At 45.4% G+C, this 16,303-nt stretch carries 16 protein-coding genes; 8 read left to right on the top strand and 8 right to left on the bottom strand.

Going from position 1 to position 16,303, the window contains the following annotated elements:
• Window positions 1-918: 918 nt before the first annotated feature.
• Genes guaD through ACP2WE_RS16300 form a run of 3 tightly spaced genes read right to left on the bottom strand, consistent with a single transcriptional unit; the run spans window position 919 to window position 3,093 of the window.
• Window positions 919-2,217 (bottom strand): guanine deaminase, encoded by a 1,299-nt coding sequence (gene guaD, locus ACP2WE_RS16310; protein ID WP_425216606.1) that lies wholly within the window; start codon window positions 2,215-2,217, stop codon window positions 919-921.
• Between the two features lie 3 nt (window positions 2,218-2,220).
• A complete protein-coding gene (locus tag ACP2WE_RS16305) occupies window positions 2,221-2,571 on the bottom strand; it encodes a hypothetical protein (protein WP_425216605.1) in 351 nt (116 codons plus the stop codon).
• A 33-nt stretch (window positions 2,572-2,604) separates the two neighbouring features.
• Window positions 2,605-3,093 (bottom strand): hypothetical protein, encoded by a 489-nt coding sequence (locus ACP2WE_RS16300; protein WP_425216604.1) that lies wholly within the window; start codon window positions 3,091-3,093, stop codon window positions 2,605-2,607.
• A gap of 141 nt (window positions 3,094-3,234) precedes the next feature.
• Between ACP2WE_RS16300 and ACP2WE_RS16295 the strand changes: the two genes are divergently transcribed.
• Window positions 3,235-4,275, top strand: coding sequence for a DMT family transporter (locus ACP2WE_RS16295; protein ID WP_425216603.1), 1,041 nt, complete (start codon window positions 3,235-3,237; stop codon window positions 4,273-4,275).
• A gap of 125 nt (window positions 4,276-4,400) precedes the next feature.
• Here the strand turns inward: ACP2WE_RS16295 and ACP2WE_RS16290 are convergent, their stop codons facing one another.
• Window positions 4,401-5,231: an Rpn family recombination-promoting nuclease/putative transposase gene (locus ACP2WE_RS16290; protein ID WP_425216602.1), complete on the bottom strand. Its 831-nt coding sequence runs from the start codon at window positions 5,229-5,231 to the stop codon at window positions 4,401-4,403.
• A 247-nt stretch (window positions 5,232-5,478) separates the two neighbouring features.
• Between ACP2WE_RS16290 and ACP2WE_RS16285 the strand changes: the two genes are divergently transcribed.
• From ACP2WE_RS16285 to ACP2WE_RS16275, 3 genes are all read left to right on the top strand, one after another.
• The gene (locus ACP2WE_RS16285; protein ID WP_425216601.1) at window positions 5,479-5,802 is read left to right on the top strand and encodes a CU044_2847 family protein; all 324 of its coding nucleotides are present in this window, start codon (window positions 5,479-5,481) and stop codon (window positions 5,800-5,802) included.
• Between the two features lies 1 nt (window position 5,803).
• Entirely contained in the window at window positions 5,804-7,123 is a 1,320-nt protein-coding gene (locus ACP2WE_RS16280) for a S1 family peptidase (protein WP_425216600.1), read from the top strand.
• Window positions 7,124-7,432: 309 nt separating this feature from the next.
• Window positions 7,433-9,223: a TPM domain-containing protein gene (locus ACP2WE_RS16275; protein WP_425216599.1), complete on the top strand. Its 1,791-nt coding sequence runs from the start codon at window positions 7,433-7,435 to the stop codon at window positions 9,221-9,223.
• A 48-nt stretch (window positions 9,224-9,271) separates the two neighbouring features.
• Here ACP2WE_RS16275 and ACP2WE_RS16270 read toward each other — a convergent pair whose 3' ends face one another.
• Together ACP2WE_RS16270 and ACP2WE_RS16265 are read right to left on the bottom strand one after the other, a co-directional pair.
• Window positions 9,272-10,765, bottom strand: coding sequence for a hypothetical protein (locus ACP2WE_RS16270; protein WP_425216598.1), 1,494 nt, complete (start codon window positions 10,763-10,765; stop codon window positions 9,272-9,274).
• Between the two features lie 98 nt (window positions 10,766-10,863).
• Entirely contained in the window at window positions 10,864-11,715 is an 852-nt protein-coding gene (locus ACP2WE_RS16265; RefSeq protein ID WP_425216597.1) for a helix-turn-helix domain-containing protein, read from the bottom strand.
• Between the two features lie 379 nt (window positions 11,716-12,094).
• Between ACP2WE_RS16265 and ACP2WE_RS16260 the strand changes: the two genes are divergently transcribed.
• Window positions 12,095-12,436 (top strand): hypothetical protein, encoded by a 342-nt coding sequence (locus tag ACP2WE_RS16260; protein ID WP_425216596.1) that lies wholly within the window; start codon window positions 12,095-12,097, stop codon window positions 12,434-12,436.
• A 125-nt stretch (window positions 12,437-12,561) separates the two neighbouring features.
• Here ACP2WE_RS16260 and ACP2WE_RS16255 read toward each other — a convergent pair whose 3' ends face one another.
• Both ACP2WE_RS16255 and ACP2WE_RS16250 read right to left on the bottom strand, forming a co-directional pair.
• The gene (locus ACP2WE_RS16255) at window positions 12,562-13,059 is read right to left on the bottom strand and encodes a hypothetical protein (RefSeq protein WP_425216595.1); all 498 of its coding nucleotides are present in this window, start codon (window positions 13,057-13,059) and stop codon (window positions 12,562-12,564) included.
• A gap of 8 nt (window positions 13,060-13,067) precedes the next feature.
• The gene (locus ACP2WE_RS16250) at window positions 13,068-14,306 is read right to left on the bottom strand and encodes a Zn-dependent hydrolase (RefSeq protein ID WP_425216594.1); all 1,239 of its coding nucleotides are present in this window, start codon (window positions 14,304-14,306) and stop codon (window positions 13,068-13,070) included.
• Window positions 14,307-14,400: 94 nt separating this feature from the next.
• Here ACP2WE_RS16250 and ACP2WE_RS16245 point away from each other — a divergent pair, with 94 nt between their 5' ends.
• The 3 genes from ACP2WE_RS16245 (at window position 14,401) to ACP2WE_RS16235 (ending at window position 16,294) form a co-directional block, all read left to right on the top strand.
• The gene (locus ACP2WE_RS16245; RefSeq protein WP_425216593.1) at window positions 14,401-15,081 is read left to right on the top strand and encodes a GntR family transcriptional regulator; all 681 of its coding nucleotides are present in this window, start codon (window positions 14,401-14,403) and stop codon (window positions 15,079-15,081) included.
• A 33-nt stretch (window positions 15,082-15,114) separates the two neighbouring features.
• Window positions 15,115-15,546 (top strand): allophanate hydrolase-related protein, encoded by a 432-nt coding sequence (locus tag ACP2WE_RS16240; protein ID WP_425216592.1) that lies wholly within the window; start codon window positions 15,115-15,117, stop codon window positions 15,544-15,546.
• 427 nt (window positions 15,547-15,973) lie between these two features.
• The gene (locus ACP2WE_RS16235; RefSeq protein ID WP_425216591.1) at window positions 15,974-16,294 is read left to right on the top strand and encodes a hypothetical protein; all 321 of its coding nucleotides are present in this window, start codon (window positions 15,974-15,976) and stop codon (window positions 16,292-16,294) included.
• Window positions 16,295-16,303: the final 9 nt, after the last annotated feature.

Here is a 16,303-nt window from a genome sequence, read left to right as displayed (position 1 = left end):
GAGCCAACCCCAAATACTCCGATGCCACCATTGCCGCCGTTGCCACCATTACCGCCGTTCCCTCCCTCCGCGCCTGCATTGCCACCGTTACCGCCATTCCCCGCATTGCCAAACCCGCCAAACCCTCCGCCGCCAGCAAACACAATCGTGCCAATACCATTGACACCAATGCCACTGACCCCAGCGATCGCACCACGATTGACGAGATATTTGTTCCCTTGACTGGAAATTGCCATGCCTTCCAATCCTGGCTCGGTGCTGATACCTCGAATACCTGCGATCGCGCCACGATTGATGTCATAGCGCTCTCTTTTGCTTTGGATTGCGTTCTGATTCTTGCTGATGTCTGGAACAGCGCGATCGCCCCGTCCGCCATTGCCTCCGATGGCGCGATTGTTGCGAAATACGACATTGGTTAGGTTTACTGTACCTTGATCGATAAACATGCCGCCACCCATGCCCGCACTTCCGCCCGCAGTGCCTTTGCCTGTTTCACCCCTTGCGAGTCCATTCGCGATCGCCAAATTCTGCATCTCTATGCGACCATCCTCGATATAGAAAATGCGATGCTTGCCTCTGCCATCGATCGTGTCATTCCCATCCCCCACGATCGCCAAATTGCCGCGAATTTTCGGTAACGGTTGGTTTAACGCGATCGCACCGCTGACGCGACTCAGATCGATTTCGTCATCTTCGGGATTTCGATTGGCTTGCTCGATCGCTTGACGCAAGGAACCATGACCGCGATCGCGTAAAGTCGTCACAAAAATTCTGTGGGTTACCTTACCGACCTCTCGAACGACTTCCGTTGCCGCAACAGGAGCAGTCCAACAAAGGAGGGCAAAGGATAACGAAATCACCCACAAAAGCAGTGTTTTTAGGAATAATTGGGAAAAAGGAAGTTTAAGCATCCTAAACCTACATACGTTCGCCAGCAATATAGGTTGCCGCGACCGCGCGATCGTCACCCAAAATCATCGTGGCGAAAATTTGTTCGGCAAGGGTTTCTAAATCTTGGGGAATACCGCCGCGATTGCGAAGCGCCATCAGAGGAGTAGCCTGCATATCCAAAACCACAAAATCTGCTTCCTTTCCAAGATCGAAGCTGCCTAGTTTATCTTCCAAAGAAATCGCCTGCGCCGCACCTAGGGTTGCCAGATAGAAAGCTTTAAAGGGCGAAAGACTTTCTGCTTGCAATTGGGCGACCTTATACCCATCGCTCATGGTTTGGAGCATAGAGAAACTTGTCCCCGCACCGACATCCGTCGCCAGCCCTACTTTGATGCCATGATCTGACTTGGCTTTACCCAGCTTAAACAGTCCGCTACCGAGAAAGAGATTGGAAGTCGGACAAAACGCGATCGCCGCACCTGCCTTAGACAACCGCTCGAAAGCCGATTCATCTAGATGAATGCAGTGAGCAAAGATGGAGCGATCGCCGACCAAGCCAAACTGCTCGTAGACATTGAGATAGTCTTTGCTGTTGGGAAAAAGTTTTGCTGTAAATTCAATCTCTTGGGGATTTTCGGAAAGATGGGTATGCACGTAGACATCGGGAAACTCTGCTTTTAACTTTCCTGCTAGGGTCAGTTCTTCATCCGTAGAAGTAATCGCAAAGCGCGGCGTAATTGCATAGAGCGACCTGCCATTGCCATGCCATTTCTGAATCTGTTCTCTTGTCTGTGTGTAGGCAGTTTGAGCGTCGTTAATCAGAAAATCAGGAGCATTGCGTGTCATCAGCATTTGCCCTGCCACCATTCGCATATTCCGTCGCTGGGCTTCCTCAAACAATGCATCTACGGAATTTGGGAAGATCGTCGTCAGTACCACAGCCGTGGTTGTGCCGTTCCTGAGCAGTTCGTCCAGAAAGAAAGAGGCGATCTGACGCGCATAGTCCTTGTCGTGAAACTTCTTTTCTGTAGGAAATGTATATTTGTTCAACCATGCCAATAGTTGCTCGCCGTAGGCAGCAATCATTTCAGCTTGAGGATAGTGAACGTGAATATCGATGAATCCAGGTAAAATCAACTTGCCTTCATGGGAAGCGATCGCTACGCCAGCATATTTTTCCTGCAATGCCTCAAATGTGCCAAAGTCTTTGACCTTGCCTTGGTCGATCACCAGCAAGCCATCAGGAATGTAACGAATGCTCTCTGACTCAGGCACAAAAAAAGGATCGCCAACAAAATCAAGAAAAGCAGCGCGGATCGCCTTCATGAACTACTGCTCCTTTTGGGTTTTATTTTGACCGCTATCCTGTTGTTGATAGGTGGTTTCCTGTTTTGGGCTTTGATCCTGTTGGTAGCTAGAAGTCTGGGTTTGCCGATCGCTACTTTCTTGCTGCTTAAAGCTCCGATCCTGCTTGTAGTCTTTTTGGCGATCGCTGGAATAGTCCGTTTTTTGCTGATAGGAATTGCCTTTTTGCGTTAAAGTGGCGCTTGGTGCAGCCTCTGCTGCGCCTTGCTTGCCATAGTCATGGGCGGAAACCATAGTAGCGTTATTCAAGCAGAGTAATAACGCGATCGCGAGGGCGACGAGTATTTTGGGGATATTTTGCATGGGGGAAATCATAAATGCTCCTAGATTTGAGTTTAGTGTGTAAGTTTACTGATTTTGATTTTGATTGTTGCTGTAGTCGCGCTTTTGGCTTGAGAAACCTTGCTTCGCGAGATCCTTCTGCGGTTTTTGGCTGCCAAAGTAGCCAGTTTGCCCATCCTGTTGAGAGGGGCTGTTGGCACTCTGTACGGACAGAAACTCTTGGCTGACCCAGCCCTCGGCATAGGGGGGATTTTCAAAGCGGACGAGATTCCATGTTTTGCCAGTATTGCTACCGACTTGCTGAAGTAACGTCACGCGATCGCCAGATAGCCCATAGCCAATCCGTTTCTGCGACGCTGCATTTGGTTGGGCGTAGATCGCAATCTGAATTTTTTTGTCTGGTGCTACGAGCGTTGCCGATTGGTTCAAATCTTGGTTATTGCTCTGATTTCCAGCCGCCGCGATCGCCGTGGCAGTGCCTTGGAGAAAGACAAAAATTGCCAGCACAGTTGCCAGTAGTATTTGCCGAATCGAGCACCGTTCTATATCTTCCATAGCGCTTTCTAGGAGATTTACGTAAATATTGCATACTGTATACAGTATGCAATATCAAGCATACATTTTTAGTTGTAGTCTGAAATACTATTTGCTCCAAGGATTTTTTGTATACAGTATACAAATCGTTCCCTCAAAACTATGCAACCCAATCTCGCCAAGCTGGAACTTGCCAAATCTCCGATATTTCTGATTGCACCCTTCTTCTTCCTTGGTACCTCAATGGTGGCGATGAAAGCTGCTATCCCCGATACAACGCCTCTATTTCTGGCAAGCTTTCGTCTAGTTCCCGCTGGTATTTTGATCCTCGCCTTAACCCTGTTTCTCAAGCTGCCGCAACCCAAAACTTGGAAAGCATGGCTTTGGATCGGATTGTTTTCGCTAGTGGATGGCGCGATGTTTCAAGGTTTCCTGACAGAGGGACTGGTGAATACGGGAGCTGGATTGGGAGCTGTGTTGATCGACGCCCAACCTTTGGTGGTAGCGGTTTTAGCGCGGCTTTTGTTTGGCGATGTCGTGGGTTTATGGGGTTGGCTGGGTTTAGCGATCGGCTTTGTGGGAATTTGCCTGTGCGGTTTGCCCGAAGCATGGGTGATGAGTCTGCTGCATGGCGATCTGAGCTTTCTGCAAGGCGGTTATTTTCTCAGACCCGAAAATCTATTGCACAGTGGCGAATTGTTGATGCTATTGGCTGCTTTGTCGATGTCCTTGGGCACGATCGCGATTCGCTATGTCAAAAAGCATGTGGATGCGGTTGTGGCAACGGGCTGGCATATGGTACTTGGCGGCTTGCCTCTATTTGCCCTATCCATGTTTAGGGAATCCAATCAAATTACCCACCTCAGCAACGGCGATTGGTTGGGACTTGGCTATGCCATGCTATTTGGCACGGCGCTCACCTACGGCATGTTCTTTTATCTTGCCTCGGTGGGCAATCTCACCAGCGTGAGCGCCTTAATCTTCTTAACACCGATCTTCGCCATGCTCTTCAGTAGCATCTTTTTAGGAGAAACCCTGACACAGTTGCAATGGATTGGCGTATCCCTAAGTCTAGTGGGTGTCATTGTGGTCGTTCAACGAGACGCGATCGCTTCCCAATGGAGCCTTTTGTTAGAAAAAATCGGCAAGCGATCGCCTGTGGTTGCTTTAGTCACGGCAAATGAAGAAACATCTAAAGAGTGATTAATTCTTTATACGGCGATCGCGAGAAGAACAGGCTCAAACTGACTCGGTGCGTTTTCGGTACATTCGTGGAATAAAACGCACCCTTTACTAACACTGTGGGTGCAGTCCGATCAGCTTGACGATTAGAGTTTTGCAGAGCGCTTGGGTTTTAATGCCTTAGCTGGTTTAGACTGTTGTATAGCCAGTTTTTGTAGTTTTTGGACTTGTTTGAGGGTTAGCCCTGTAACTTGAGCGATCAAATCGATGGCAATGTTGGAGCGCAGCATATTGAGGGCGATTTGGTTTCTTTCTTCAGCTTTGCCTTCAGCTTTGCCTTTCGCTTCGCCTTCTAATAGTATTTCTTGATAAATTACTGATTCTTTCATGATTTCGCTCCTTAGAAGTCTTTGGATGATTTCTTTATTCAGGGCTATGCCTGATATTATAGCGGTCGATGCGGCTAGGTGACTTTGTAACCGTTTATCTTGGATATTTTCAATTTGCCTTGCAACTTGTAGTAATGTTTCTTCGGGGTTGCTGGTTTGAGACAGCGTGGCAAAGGGAAATAGTCCTTGGTATTGCTGAAATATTGCGGTGGGCTGCTCCCATAATCTGATGGCGCTAAATTCATGGTTTAGTTTGCCAATGTTAAATTTGGTCTCATGGACTAAGGGGGATTGGCTGGGGGTAAGGTAGATGACGACTTGATGAATTTGTTTGTTGGGGAACTTGCGATATAGCCGCAGTCGATAATCTGTCATGCGGAAAGGGATGTTTTGATTTGGCTCGGTTTGGAACTCGATATGCAGGATGATTTCTGTTGATTCGAGAAATATAACGGAGTCAGCACGAATTGGCTCCACTGAGAGTTCGGAGGGTTCGAGTTTGGTTAGAAGGATCGCTTTGCCGAGTAGCCAACTGGCAAAGTCGGTGGGGAAGGTTTCTGCTAAAAATTTACAGATGTTGTCGATCATCGCGGAATTCTATCACCTCAAATGCCTTTGAGAACGACTCAATCCATAGTTCAAAAGATCGTCCACTAGTTTGAGAGAATCGCTTACATATTTGTGTGGAGATCTCAGGGAGAAAGGTAAGGTTACGAGTAGATTTATTGGGTGCGTTTCATTTCATGAACGCACCCTACAATACTGCTTAAAAAGCACCAACAATATATGATAAAATCCTGAAACGGGTTAACGTTAACACCTACACGAAGAAATTATGGAGTTCGAGCAAGCAAGAACTGAAATACTACCTGTCCAACTAGAAGGTGGTTCTATTATTAGGGTTGAAGTTGCAAAAACTGGGCGTGAAGATGTTTCATTTGATCTTAAGCCTTTTAAGCAGGTAACTGATGCTTTAGAGGGAATTGTACAAGCGGTAGCTATACCAATACAGAGGGCTAAACCTCAGAAAGCAACGGTTAAATTTGGCATAGAGATTGCTGTTGAATCAGGACAGTTGACAGCAATTCTGGTCAAGGGTACAGGAAAAGCCAACTTAGAAATTACTTTAGAGTGGCAATCTCCTCACAAGGGTTCTTGAAATGCTCCAAACACTTGAAGAAATTTTAGAGAGTTGTACTGTAAAACTAAAAAGTCTCAGCAGTTCTGGTTGGGGTACAGGTTTTTTCATTGCTCCCAACCTTATCTTAACATGCGCTCATGTTGTGGAGAAAGAAATCTCTCCTTATATTGAAGTTTACTGTAAAAATCAAGGCAAAGTTGAAACAGCTTTTATTGAGAAGCTCTACTCTAAGCCATTTGATATTGCCTTGCTTCGATTAAGTTCTCCTTTCAATACTTTCCCTTGTGTATATTTAGATACAGATGTTAGAGCGAGTGATATATTTTATACATTTGGCTACCCTGATGATTTTCAAACTGGTGCTCCAGTCACATTTGAGTGTGAGGGGATTACAGGAGATAATCCTCCGTTCATAAAATTTAAGTATGGGAACGCTAGACCAGGTTTGAGTGGTTCACCGCTACTTAACAAACGAACTGGGAAGGTATGTGGGGTTGTCAATTTTACGCGAGGTAGAGCTACAGATTTGGGAGGAGGAGGTATCCTTGCTGAAACAATTTTTGCAAAACTGCCAAACTTAAAGGCACAACAACAAGAATTTCATAAAAATGATAAGACATGGATCAACACTCTCAAGTCTATATTCAATGCCAAAGTTGAAAGATATGTAGATGACTTCATTCAAGGCTGGACTAATCACGCTCGAACATTTGCAAAAGAATTTTCAGATTCGCGGTTAGCAGTTTCAGGAGATAAAACGATAAAGTGGCAGTTTTCTGTAATAGCTGGAAATACGATATCATCCGAATTCCGTAGAGAAATAGAAGTGGCTTTTAAAGAATTCCCTGACAAAATCAACTTTGCTGTATCGCTTCTAGAAATAAAGTCTTTTTTGAGCAAGATTAACAACTTTAAAATGGAATTGCATTCTCAGGAGCTACTTGCAGTTGAAGAATATGTATTAATGAAATTTTTGTCGCCTCGTATAATTCCCAAATTTAAGTTTGAAAATTGGCTTTGGTTTCGCGGATTTCTTGCAGGAGCATCTATTGGGGCTGCAACTGGAGTATCAATAGCTGGAGTTGGAGCATTGTTTGGAGCGTCGATAGGAGGAGCAATTGGAGGTATGTCTTCGGATAAAATTCAGATTCATCAAATGTCGAAAGAAGCGAGTGCCAAGATTATTGAATGTGTTGAGGAGTCCACCAAAGAACTGATTGCAAGAAAGAAGGAGATAATTGATTTTATTCTTTCATTGTTAGTTAATGAACCCGAATTCCCACTAAAAAGTTTAGAAAATTGGTTGAAAGAAGACGTAGAGCAATCGGGCTTAAATTGATTGAAAGCGATCGCCTTCAACTTTTGGACTTGCGATCGCACGGGTAAATTAGCACCCTTGCTATAATGCTCAACAAGAATTAGAGATTCATCCTCAAGCAGTCCATGTCTAGGCGATACATCACTGCCACAGAGGAACGTCAAATTATAGAACGCGCCAATCGTCTCTGTGAATACTAATGAATCGATCTGGAGTTCTGAATATGCAAAGGTTGTTGCTTTTGGCAGGGCTACATCCACCGATTGAAAAATCGTAATCACTGATGGGCGATCGCTTACTATACTTAGACAAAGAGCAGCCAGCAGATTTATGACAGTAGCACCAACCTTTTTCCAACGATTCTATCGGAAATTGTTTTTGCTTGTAGCGATCTTTCTGACAAGCCTACTGCTGATCCAACCCAGCGTTATGTCTCAATCGCTTGATGATTGGGGCAGCCCACAGCAAAATGAGGGGCGTCAGGGGTGGATTCGCGATCGCGCTGATTTGTTAGATTGGCAAACCGAGTTGCACCTGAGTCATCGCATCAACAAACTTGTGGGCAGAACTAGTGCTGAATTTGCGATCGCTACCCTCCCAAAAATTGCAACAGAGCAATCCCCTCGTGCTTTTGCCATAAAGCTATTTAACGTCTTGGGCATTGGCAAAAGAGAAGCTAATAATGGTGTGTTGTTGTTGGTGAGCAAGAACGATCGACGCATTGAAATCATTACTGGTAAAGGCTTAAGCGAAATCCTGCCCGATGGGGAAGTCAGTCGTTTGATTCAGCAAGAGATTGTACCTGCATTCCAGCAGCAGCAATATGCTACGGGGATTATTCAAGCAGTCAATGCGATCGCGCAACGATTGGAAGCGCGACTCCCTAGCACGATTTTTCCAGACTGGATGCCGACGATCTTCGTGTGGATTCCTTGGTCGATCGCGATCGGGGGCGCAGGTTGGGCAATCTTCAGCACGCTTCAAGTGCTGGTGTTGAGTTTCACACCAGTACAAGTACCCATCCCTATGCAAGGGTTTAATACCAAAGCGTTTTCATCTTCTGAGATACTAGCCACCTGTTCCTTTTCTGCTTTACTATCTAAAGTTTCCACACTCAAGAGCGATCGCGGGGAGGGGAAAATCCCTGACTTAATGACCAATATACTGGTGGGTGGATGGATATTGGGGATTGGCTCAATCTATGGATTTTGGCAATTTGTCTTGATGCATCCTGAAGCGGAATTTTGGCAAAGCGATCGGAGTACTTGGCTTGTCTTCGGCATGGCTGGGAGTATTGGGTGGATTTTGGGGATGTTGGTTAGTCGCATTGTTGCCCGTGATTTGCCTTGGCTCTCAGTTGCGCTATCGCTGTTGACAGCAGGATTGCTTGCATTGCTGAGTGGCTTTTTTGGCTTTCTCATGACGACAGCTTGGGGTGAAAATGGAATCACCGTAATGTTGCTTGTTGCGATTGTAGTGGCATTTGCTTGGGCAATTTTGATTAATCCCCATCTAAGTTTTAAACGCCATCGGGATTATCGCAGCGATCGCACAGGACAACCACCCCAAGAACTTACAGCGCAAGAGCTAGAAAGTGTACTAACTCCGATGGAAATCTCAGCGCGATCGCTAGGGAAATTGGAATTTCGAGGATGGCGAGAGGCTGAACTTGCTTTGCCAATTACGAGAGAACAGGTTTATCTAGTCCAACGCATTGACAGTAGTGCGAGTGTTTGCGCCCATTGTAAATCCTATGCGGTTGATGTTTCTGAGCAAACCATTGAGAGGGCGATCGAAACGACTAAAAAGAAAAAAAAGAGCGATCGCCAACAAAAAGAAAAGATTACCTCTGTCCGATTGGTGAAGCAAACGGTGTATAGCTGTCATTTTTGTGGCTGTGTCTTTGCTTACGATCGACAGGAAACACCGATGCTTTCGAGCAGTGATTCTGGCGATTACAGTTCCAGCGATTCTATCTCTAGCAATTCTAGTAGTAGCTATAGCAGTTCTAGTAGCGATTCCAGTAGCTATGATAGTTCCTATAGTAGCGATTACGGCAGTTCCTCCAGTGATTTCGGCGGTGGTAGTAGTGATGGTGGTGGTGCGGGTAGTGATTGGTAAGCGAACATCTTTCAACTTCAGGAAATCTTTTAAATGATTTCTTGTTGATTATCCATCAAACGCAAACGACCATCGCCACAGGATGCGCGAATTCGCTGAAATAATCCGATCGTAGTCGGGGTCTTCTCGATAGGTGCTACCAAGTCCTCTGGGTAGTGTGAGCGTTACATAGCGAGGTAGTTGGGAAATAGGTGTCGTGCATAGCCAAGTTTCTAGATTATCGATCGCCTCTGATTTGGTTAGAGGGACTTGAAAATGCTGGACAATTAGCGCGGCAGCTTCCTGAGCATTATTTGCGGTTGAGGCATCAACATTATGACGAACAAGCAGTCGAGACCATTCCTGACGCAGGCGATCGGGTTCAGACTTCGGATCGAGATAGGTTTGTAGGGAATCTAATCCATCTCCTGTGGCTTCAAAGTAATAATAATCACCGTCAAATAAATCCCAAGAAATCTCACCCAACTCTCCCGCTAAAATCGCCGTCAAGAGCATGGCATCGATTGATTGCCGATCGAAATCAGGTGTGTGGTAATTGCGAACCAAGCTAATCTGACCATCATATAAACACAGCCACCCCGAGGGATAATCTCCTGATTTAGCTACATAGCAATGGGTGCTGTCTGGAAGATATACCTGATGTAAACGCCCTTGACGTTGTGTTTGCAGAACCTCAATGCATTGATACAAATCGCTTGTGGGCAATTCTGTGATGGCTAAATCGTCAAAATGAATCCTCAGTTCGTCAGCGATCTTATATTGATTGATGTACAGGCATGGATAGAAATTGTTTTGAGGTAATCGTGTTTTAATAATATTTTCAAACCAATCTTTTAGTTCAGTAGATGTTTTGTCCACAAAGATTTTTAAATAGATCGGTCCGATGCTTGGATGTTCGCGCCAAGCCCAATCCCAATCACATTGAGATAAGGCTGTTTGTCCAAGATAAGGTAATGGCTGGAGTGTGGTATCTTGTCCAAGCTGCCATCCTTGTACTGGGAATGAAGCCGTGCGATCGCTCATCACTAAAGGTGAGATTTTTCTGGGTTTGATGATAACTGGCTTCTGGAAATCAAGAAGAGTGTCATTTTCGATATCGAACTGAGTTGCTAAGGTCAATGCTAGATAGAACCGATATTTTCCACTATCCAAATCTTCAGTCCATTCTTCAGTATCCCACTCGGCAATTAGAGCGCGATCTTCAGTTTGGGAAAGCGATCGCATAAAGGGCGCACTCGCAGAAAACAGAACCCAAGTCTGCCAACAGGGCAATGGTTTTTCTAGCTTATCGTCAGGATATAATTCCCAATATTCTCCATAGGTGATCCCCCAGCCAAAATCCTCGTCTGGCTCATGGTAATACTCATCGTAGTTAGCATCTATCTCAAAGCAAACGGCTCCGTGTTCGTGGACTAGTCGAGCTATTTCAGATTTTCGGACAAAATCTCTCCAAAATGGAATCTTTTCAGGGGCGGTAAATCGAAACAAACATTCGCCTGTATTGATTTCTCCAGTTTCCAAAATTCGGATATGTTGAGTCATGGTTGTGCAAGGCAACTGAATTCATAATTTACAGCATTTTTTGAGCAAATTTACCACAAGGCTGGGTCACAGGGGGTAGCCCCACATTGGCTGCAAATTTAGGCAAGGCTCCAGTTACGTTCGGTTACCTCATCTGCTGGGAATAGACATTCAATTCGGATCTCCTGAAGCGTGATGTCATAGGGAGTACCTAACGTCGCGATCGTCGAGAAAAATCGCAAATCCAAATCGTTTTGCTTGAGGTGAGTTGTCAGAATCAAATCATTTTGCGTGTAACGGCTTGAGGTATTCCAGAGATCGGAAGCACCAGGGTAACTGATGAGTTCGTCAAACAATAGGGTAGACTGTTCGCTCTCAATTGATGAACTTGCTTCGCGATGGATTCGCTGAAGCAAATGTCCAGCTACTTCTTCCCAGTTCGCCATAAATGGACGTAGCCCCTGCGGATCGAATACGACTCGCATCAAATTGATTTTCCCATCAATACAAAAGCGACTTTGCAACTTTTCAGGATCGATGAATGCGTTGAGCAGGCGGGTGGCTCCATGGTTGGTCAGGAGTAAATTCCAGTAGCGATCGATCGCGATCGCTGGGTATGGTTCTTGCTGGCGCAGGATAAACCCGATCGCTTTGCAAACCGATGACATCTCTGGAGCCGATAGATCGGTCTCTGTGTGAATGGGCGCAAATCCAGCCGCACTCAGCAGCAGATTTTGGTGTCTGAGCGGAATCTCTAAAACGGTTGCCAACTGCAATACCATTTCCTGGCTAGGTTTTGCTCTTCCCGATTCCAAAAAGCTGATGTGACGTTGAGAGACTTGACTGGTAAGTGCGAGATCGAGCTGGCTGAGGCTGCGTCGATCGCGCCATTGCTTCAGCAATGTGCCAAAGGTGATTGGTTGATGTTGACTGAGCCCAATCGAAGTATGAGCGATCGCGCGTTGCTGCATGACAAAATCCCAAAGATAATGACTTTGATTACTTCAAAGGTAATTGCTTTAATTATCTCTCTTTGGCACGATGATGACAATGACATTCCGAGGTCATACCGTTTTTAAAAAATGATGCAACGCTTCTTGTAACGCGTGTTCGACCGCCCTATATTTTACCTCTTCCCAACCCCTCTCCTCGCAGGAGAGGGACTTGAAAACCCCATTTTTTCTTGCTCCTCCCTCTCCTAAAAGGCGAGGGAGGCTGGGAGGGAGAGGTTCATCGAATTCACGTTCTTTTAGATAAAGACCACCCTCTGCACGGAACCCAAAATCCGCTCCGTTGCAAATTCAAGTGAAATTAGAATCAGTCTGCTATTCGGCAAACAGGAGTAACAACATGACCTTACTACGCGCTTTTTTAATTGCTTCCATTCTGCTCATTTTCCCCTTATCAATTTATGTCATCATCACGATGGGAATTAATTGGCCAGCCATCTATTTTGGCGACCTGCTCAAACTTGACTGGCGATCGCAGTTCAACGTAGATCTTTTGATTTCTCTCTGCCTGCTGGCAATCTGGGTTATGTGGCGCGAGGGGTTTACCCCAAAAGGGATTCTATTCGGCTTTCTCAGCTTTTTCGGGGGGACAATGTTCGGATGTCCCTATTTGCTGTTCGCAATCTACAAAGCCAATGGCGATCCAAAAGCGGTTCTACTGGGCGTACATACTGACAAGTAACCGACTCCCAAGAAAATTAGTCATATTATAGCAATTTTCACTTCAGAACAAGCAATGGATGTAGGTTAAAACCTTTCTGTAGCAAGGTTTTAACTATACTCTTCTCATTTGAATACTGCTATAGACTATTGGCAGCGATCGTGAATCCACATTACATCTGGTAATAAAGGAGGGGTGCTTTGTGTCATCGTGCCTCTTCTTTGATAGTAATCATGACTGCCCAACTCCGCAATAACGGCATACCTTGGCGACTCTGTTTCTTGTCCTAAAAAAATTGGTGTCGCAGATTTTAAATCCCGATCGAAAAAAGTAATCCAAAACCTATTTTCACGCTTTGAATTACTCCTATCTTGCTCCAACAACCAAATTGAGCCATAACCGCTAGATTGAGTAACTTGAAACCGATAAAGTTGTCCTAGTTGAGGATGAGCGATCGCAGCGGTGGCATGGAACGGACTTCTTGGAGGTGGTGGGCCGAAAACCAATTGAAAACCTTTTCCATCAGCATCACGATAAATGCTTTTAGCAATTGGACATGACTCAGATGCGGCGGCTCCTGTTACCGTTTGCATTGACAGGAGAACCATAGATAGAATTAACAGGGCAAAATTAGTAGTTTTCATAACGTTAACTAGATTTGTCGATCTAGCTTTAGAAGTGTATGTAACAAGACATTGGCTCCCTGCACGCAATGTTCTGGAGAGGTGTACTCAGTTTCAGAATGACTGACGCCATTTTGACTGGGGACAAAAATCATTCCCATCTCTGTCAATTTTGCCATCTCTTGGGCATCATGCCCAGCGCGACTGGGCAAATGCAGGGAAGTAAGTTCTAACTCCCGACAAGTTTGCACGATCGCTGTCTGAATGATTGGACTCGCAAGAGCAGGTTGATTCTGTAGAACTGGCTTCAGGCTGATTTTTGTCTGGGTTGCTGCGGCGACCGCTTCTAGATCGCTTTCTAAGGAATTAATTAAATCATCTAGGTTATGGTCGGATAGGTCGCGAACATCTAGAGACATCTCGACAAAAGCGGGAATCGTATTTGGAGCATTGGGGCTAACAAGCATTTTACCCACCGTTGCCACTTGCTTTCCAGGGAGGTTTGCCAAAAGATTTACGCTCAAAATTACTTGAGCTGCTGCCACAAGCGCGTCTTGGCGCATGGACATGGGGGTAGTTCCTGCATGGCTGGCGCTGCCTTGGACGGTAATCGTATAGCGCCTTTGCCCGACTACACCTTCGACCACGCCAATCTGGATACCTGCACTATCTAATACGGGGCCTTGTTCGACATGAAGTTCCAGAAATGCGGCAAAGTCATTGCGATCGCGCTGAGCTGTCTCGATCTTTTGCCAATCTCCTCCAATACTAGCTAAGCAAGTTTGAATCGTTCCCTCCACAGGATGATAGGAATCAGGATTTGGGTTTATATTACCCGTTATGGCTTTGCTTCCAATCATGCTGCCTTCTTCATCCGCAAACACGATCGCTTCTAAGGGATGATTGAGTTGTAAGGAATTCTCTTTTAACGTTCGTATCACCTCTAGGGCTGCCAGCACACCATAGGCTCCATCGTAATGTCCTGCATTGGGTACGGTATCGATATGCGAACCCGTAGCGATCGCAGGCAGATCGGGATTACTACCTGCATAGCGCCCTATAATATTTCCACCTGCATCAATCCTGACCTGCATATCTGCCCCAAGCATCCATTGCTGCACCAACTGTCGCGCCTTTATATCCGCTGGGCTATAGGCAAGGCGCTCTACACCACCATTCGGGAGTTGACCAATTTGCGCCAAGGTGGCAATACTGGCAAGGAAGCGATCGCCATTGATTGAGAGGGTCGAAAGCATGGGAGTCGCCATAGGTTTGCGAAAGGTAGTGTAGATTTGAGCAATTGACATTTACTATGTATACTGTATACATTAGGACTACGCAAGAAAGTGAGGAATCTGTACCTTGAGTTTGTCTACCATCCAACGCAGTCAATCTTTGCACGAACAGACCTACCAGGTCTTGCGAACCAATATTTTTTCGGGCGACCTAGCCCCTAACGCGCGTCTGGTTGAGACCCAACTGGCTGAACGTTTGCAGGTAAGCCGTACGCCGATCCGCGAGGCAATTCGCAAGTTGCAACAAGAGGGGCTCGTCACAGCAGATGCCAGTGGAGGTCTGCGGGTGGCAACGCTTTCAATCGAAGATGTCATCCAACTCTATGATTGTCGCATTGCCCTAGAGCAACTCTCGGTGTCTGGAGCCTGCGATCGCGCTAGCACCCTAGAGATTGAGCAATTGGAACAATATGTAATCTCGGCTGAGAACCTAGCTCGACCAATTTTGGTGGAACCTACAGAGCTTTTAGAACTGGACTTTCAGTTCCATCATCTCATTGCAGAAAGCTCTGGAAATAAATGGTTGGTTTCTTTGCTAGAGCAAGTGTTTGATAAGATGTTCCTCCTGCGATTGCGAACGACCAATCATAATCCTAAAGTACTAGAAATTCGCCAAGAGCATCGTCAGATTTACAAAGCGATCGCGCAAAGAGATGCCCAATCTGCCAAGGATGCGATTTGCGAACACCTCACTAACAGTAAAGCTAGAGTTGTGAGAGCCGTAGAAATTTTACAAATAGGTCAATAAATCACTGCACCCAACTTCTATTAAGGAAAAATCATGACTGAATCGACTGGACAAACAACAACGCAAACAAAAAAAGTATTTATCTGTGGTTCGGCGTTAAAAGGTCAACCCGACCATCAAAACTTGCAGTCTGCTACTTTCGTTAAACCAGCAAAAACTCGTCCTCTCTATCGGCTCCATGCGGCTGAAAATGGATGGCATCCAGCAATCTATACTGTGGCAGAGGGTGGCATTAGCATTCCAGGCGAAGTATACGAACTCACGATCGCACAGTATGACTATCTACTCGCAAACGAACCACCCCATATGTACCCTGGTGATGTGGTTTTAGAGGATGGCGAAGTCTTAACGGCAATGCTCTATCCTCTCGAACTCGTAGAAAAGTATCAGTGGCTAGATATCTCAGACTTAGGTGGTTGGGCTGTCTACAAAGCCAGTCTCAAATCAGGCGATGGTAAGGAATAGGGTTTAACGATCGCTCTTGAAGATAAGATTGAAAACAATGCATTTGTAGAAAACCAAGATGGCAATTGTTATTATTTTTGTCGGTATTATTCTTGTCCTATCTTTAGGTTCATTAGTAATACTCATTAGGCACTATCGCTAGGCGAACTCTGTGAGGAATATCTGAGGAATAACTTCGTCGTAAAGCAAGAATATAGGATTTTAAAGATTTATTTGTGAATATTATGTAAATGCATCTCCTGTACAGCGATTGAGGTTATAGAAAGATATAGAAAAGTGATAGAAAGGTTATCTCTGCTTTGTGAATCCATGAATCCATGTTATGTAAATAGAACTGACACAGGATGAATCAAGAGATTCTGAACTTCATCCACTCTGTCAGATGAAGTTGTTTAAGCGATCGCATGGAGGAGAACCGTAAAAAGTCATGACTACACCAGATCGACCTTGCCCTACCTGTGGCAGCGAATTAATCGCGGTCACAAGCAATTTTGAGGGAGTCGTCACGGACTATAGCTATTGGGTATGCCTTTCTTGCGATTGGCATTCAGAGCCTTTTTATTACCCAGATATGCAGCCCAATCTAGAAAACTTAGAAACCTCACACCCAGATATTCCTCTGACTAAGACTGAATATGATTATCTCAAAGACTTGCTAGCAGGGCTTGCCATCGAGCTACCATTTAACAATCGCGTGCAACATGCCTTGATTTTGCTCGAACGGCGATCGCCTCTCCGAACCTTTTAATTCCATTTA

This window comes from Tumidithrix helvetica PCC 7403 (assembly GCF_965232925.1).
In the GTDB taxonomy this organism is placed as follows: Bacteria; Cyanobacteriota; Cyanobacteriia; order Pseudanabaenales; family Pseudanabaenaceae; genus Tumidithrix; species Tumidithrix helvetica.
This window is presented reverse-complemented; position numbering and strand designations above follow the sequence as displayed.

What these genes read in the sequence shown, in the direction of transcription:
- guaD (WP_425216606.1), bottom strand. Translation starts at nt 2,217, where the DNA reads ATGAAGGCGATCCGCGCTGCTTTTCTTGATTTTGTTGGCGATCCTTTT.
- ACP2WE_RS16305 (WP_425216605.1), bottom strand. Translation starts at nt 2,571, where the DNA reads ATGATTTCCCCCATGCAAAATATCCCCAAAATACTCGTCGCCCTCGCG.
- ACP2WE_RS16300 (WP_425216604.1), bottom strand. Translation starts at nt 3,093, where the DNA reads ATGGAAGATATAGAACGGTGCTCGATTCGGCAAATACTACTGGCAACT.
- ACP2WE_RS16295 (WP_425216603.1), top strand. Translation starts at nt 3,235, where the DNA reads ATGCAACCCAATCTCGCCAAGCTGGAACTTGCCAAATCTCCGATATTT.
- ACP2WE_RS16290 (WP_425216602.1), bottom strand. Translation starts at nt 5,231, where the DNA reads ATGATCGACAACATCTGTAAATTTTTAGCAGAAACCTTCCCCACCGAC.
- ACP2WE_RS16285 (WP_425216601.1), top strand. Translation starts at nt 5,479, where the DNA reads ATGGAGTTCGAGCAAGCAAGAACTGAAATACTACCTGTCCAACTAGAA.
- ACP2WE_RS16280 (WP_425216600.1), top strand. Translation starts at nt 5,804, where the DNA reads ATGCTCCAAACACTTGAAGAAATTTTAGAGAGTTGTACTGTAAAACTA.
- ACP2WE_RS16275 (WP_425216599.1), top strand. Translation starts at nt 7,433, where the DNA reads ATGACAGTAGCACCAACCTTTTTCCAACGATTCTATCGGAAATTGTTT.
- ACP2WE_RS16270 (WP_425216598.1), bottom strand. Translation starts at nt 10,765, where the DNA reads ATGACTCAACATATCCGAATTTTGGAAACTGGAGAAATCAATACAGGC.
- ACP2WE_RS16265 (WP_425216597.1), bottom strand. Translation starts at nt 11,715, where the DNA reads ATGCAGCAACGCGCGATCGCTCATACTTCGATTGGGCTCAGTCAACAT.
- ACP2WE_RS16260 (WP_425216596.1), top strand. Translation starts at nt 12,095, where the DNA reads ATGACCTTACTACGCGCTTTTTTAATTGCTTCCATTCTGCTCATTTTC.
- ACP2WE_RS16255 (WP_425216595.1), bottom strand. Translation starts at nt 13,059, where the DNA reads ATGAAAACTACTAATTTTGCCCTGTTAATTCTATCTATGGTTCTCCTG.
- ACP2WE_RS16250 (WP_425216594.1), bottom strand. Translation starts at nt 14,306, where the DNA reads ATGGCGACTCCCATGCTTTCGACCCTCTCAATCAATGGCGATCGCTTC.
- ACP2WE_RS16240 (WP_425216592.1), top strand. Translation starts at nt 15,115, where the DNA reads ATGACTGAATCGACTGGACAAACAACAACGCAAACAAAAAAAGTATTT.
- ACP2WE_RS16235 (WP_425216591.1), top strand. Translation starts at nt 15,974, where the DNA reads ATGACTACACCAGATCGACCTTGCCCTACCTGTGGCAGCGAATTAATC.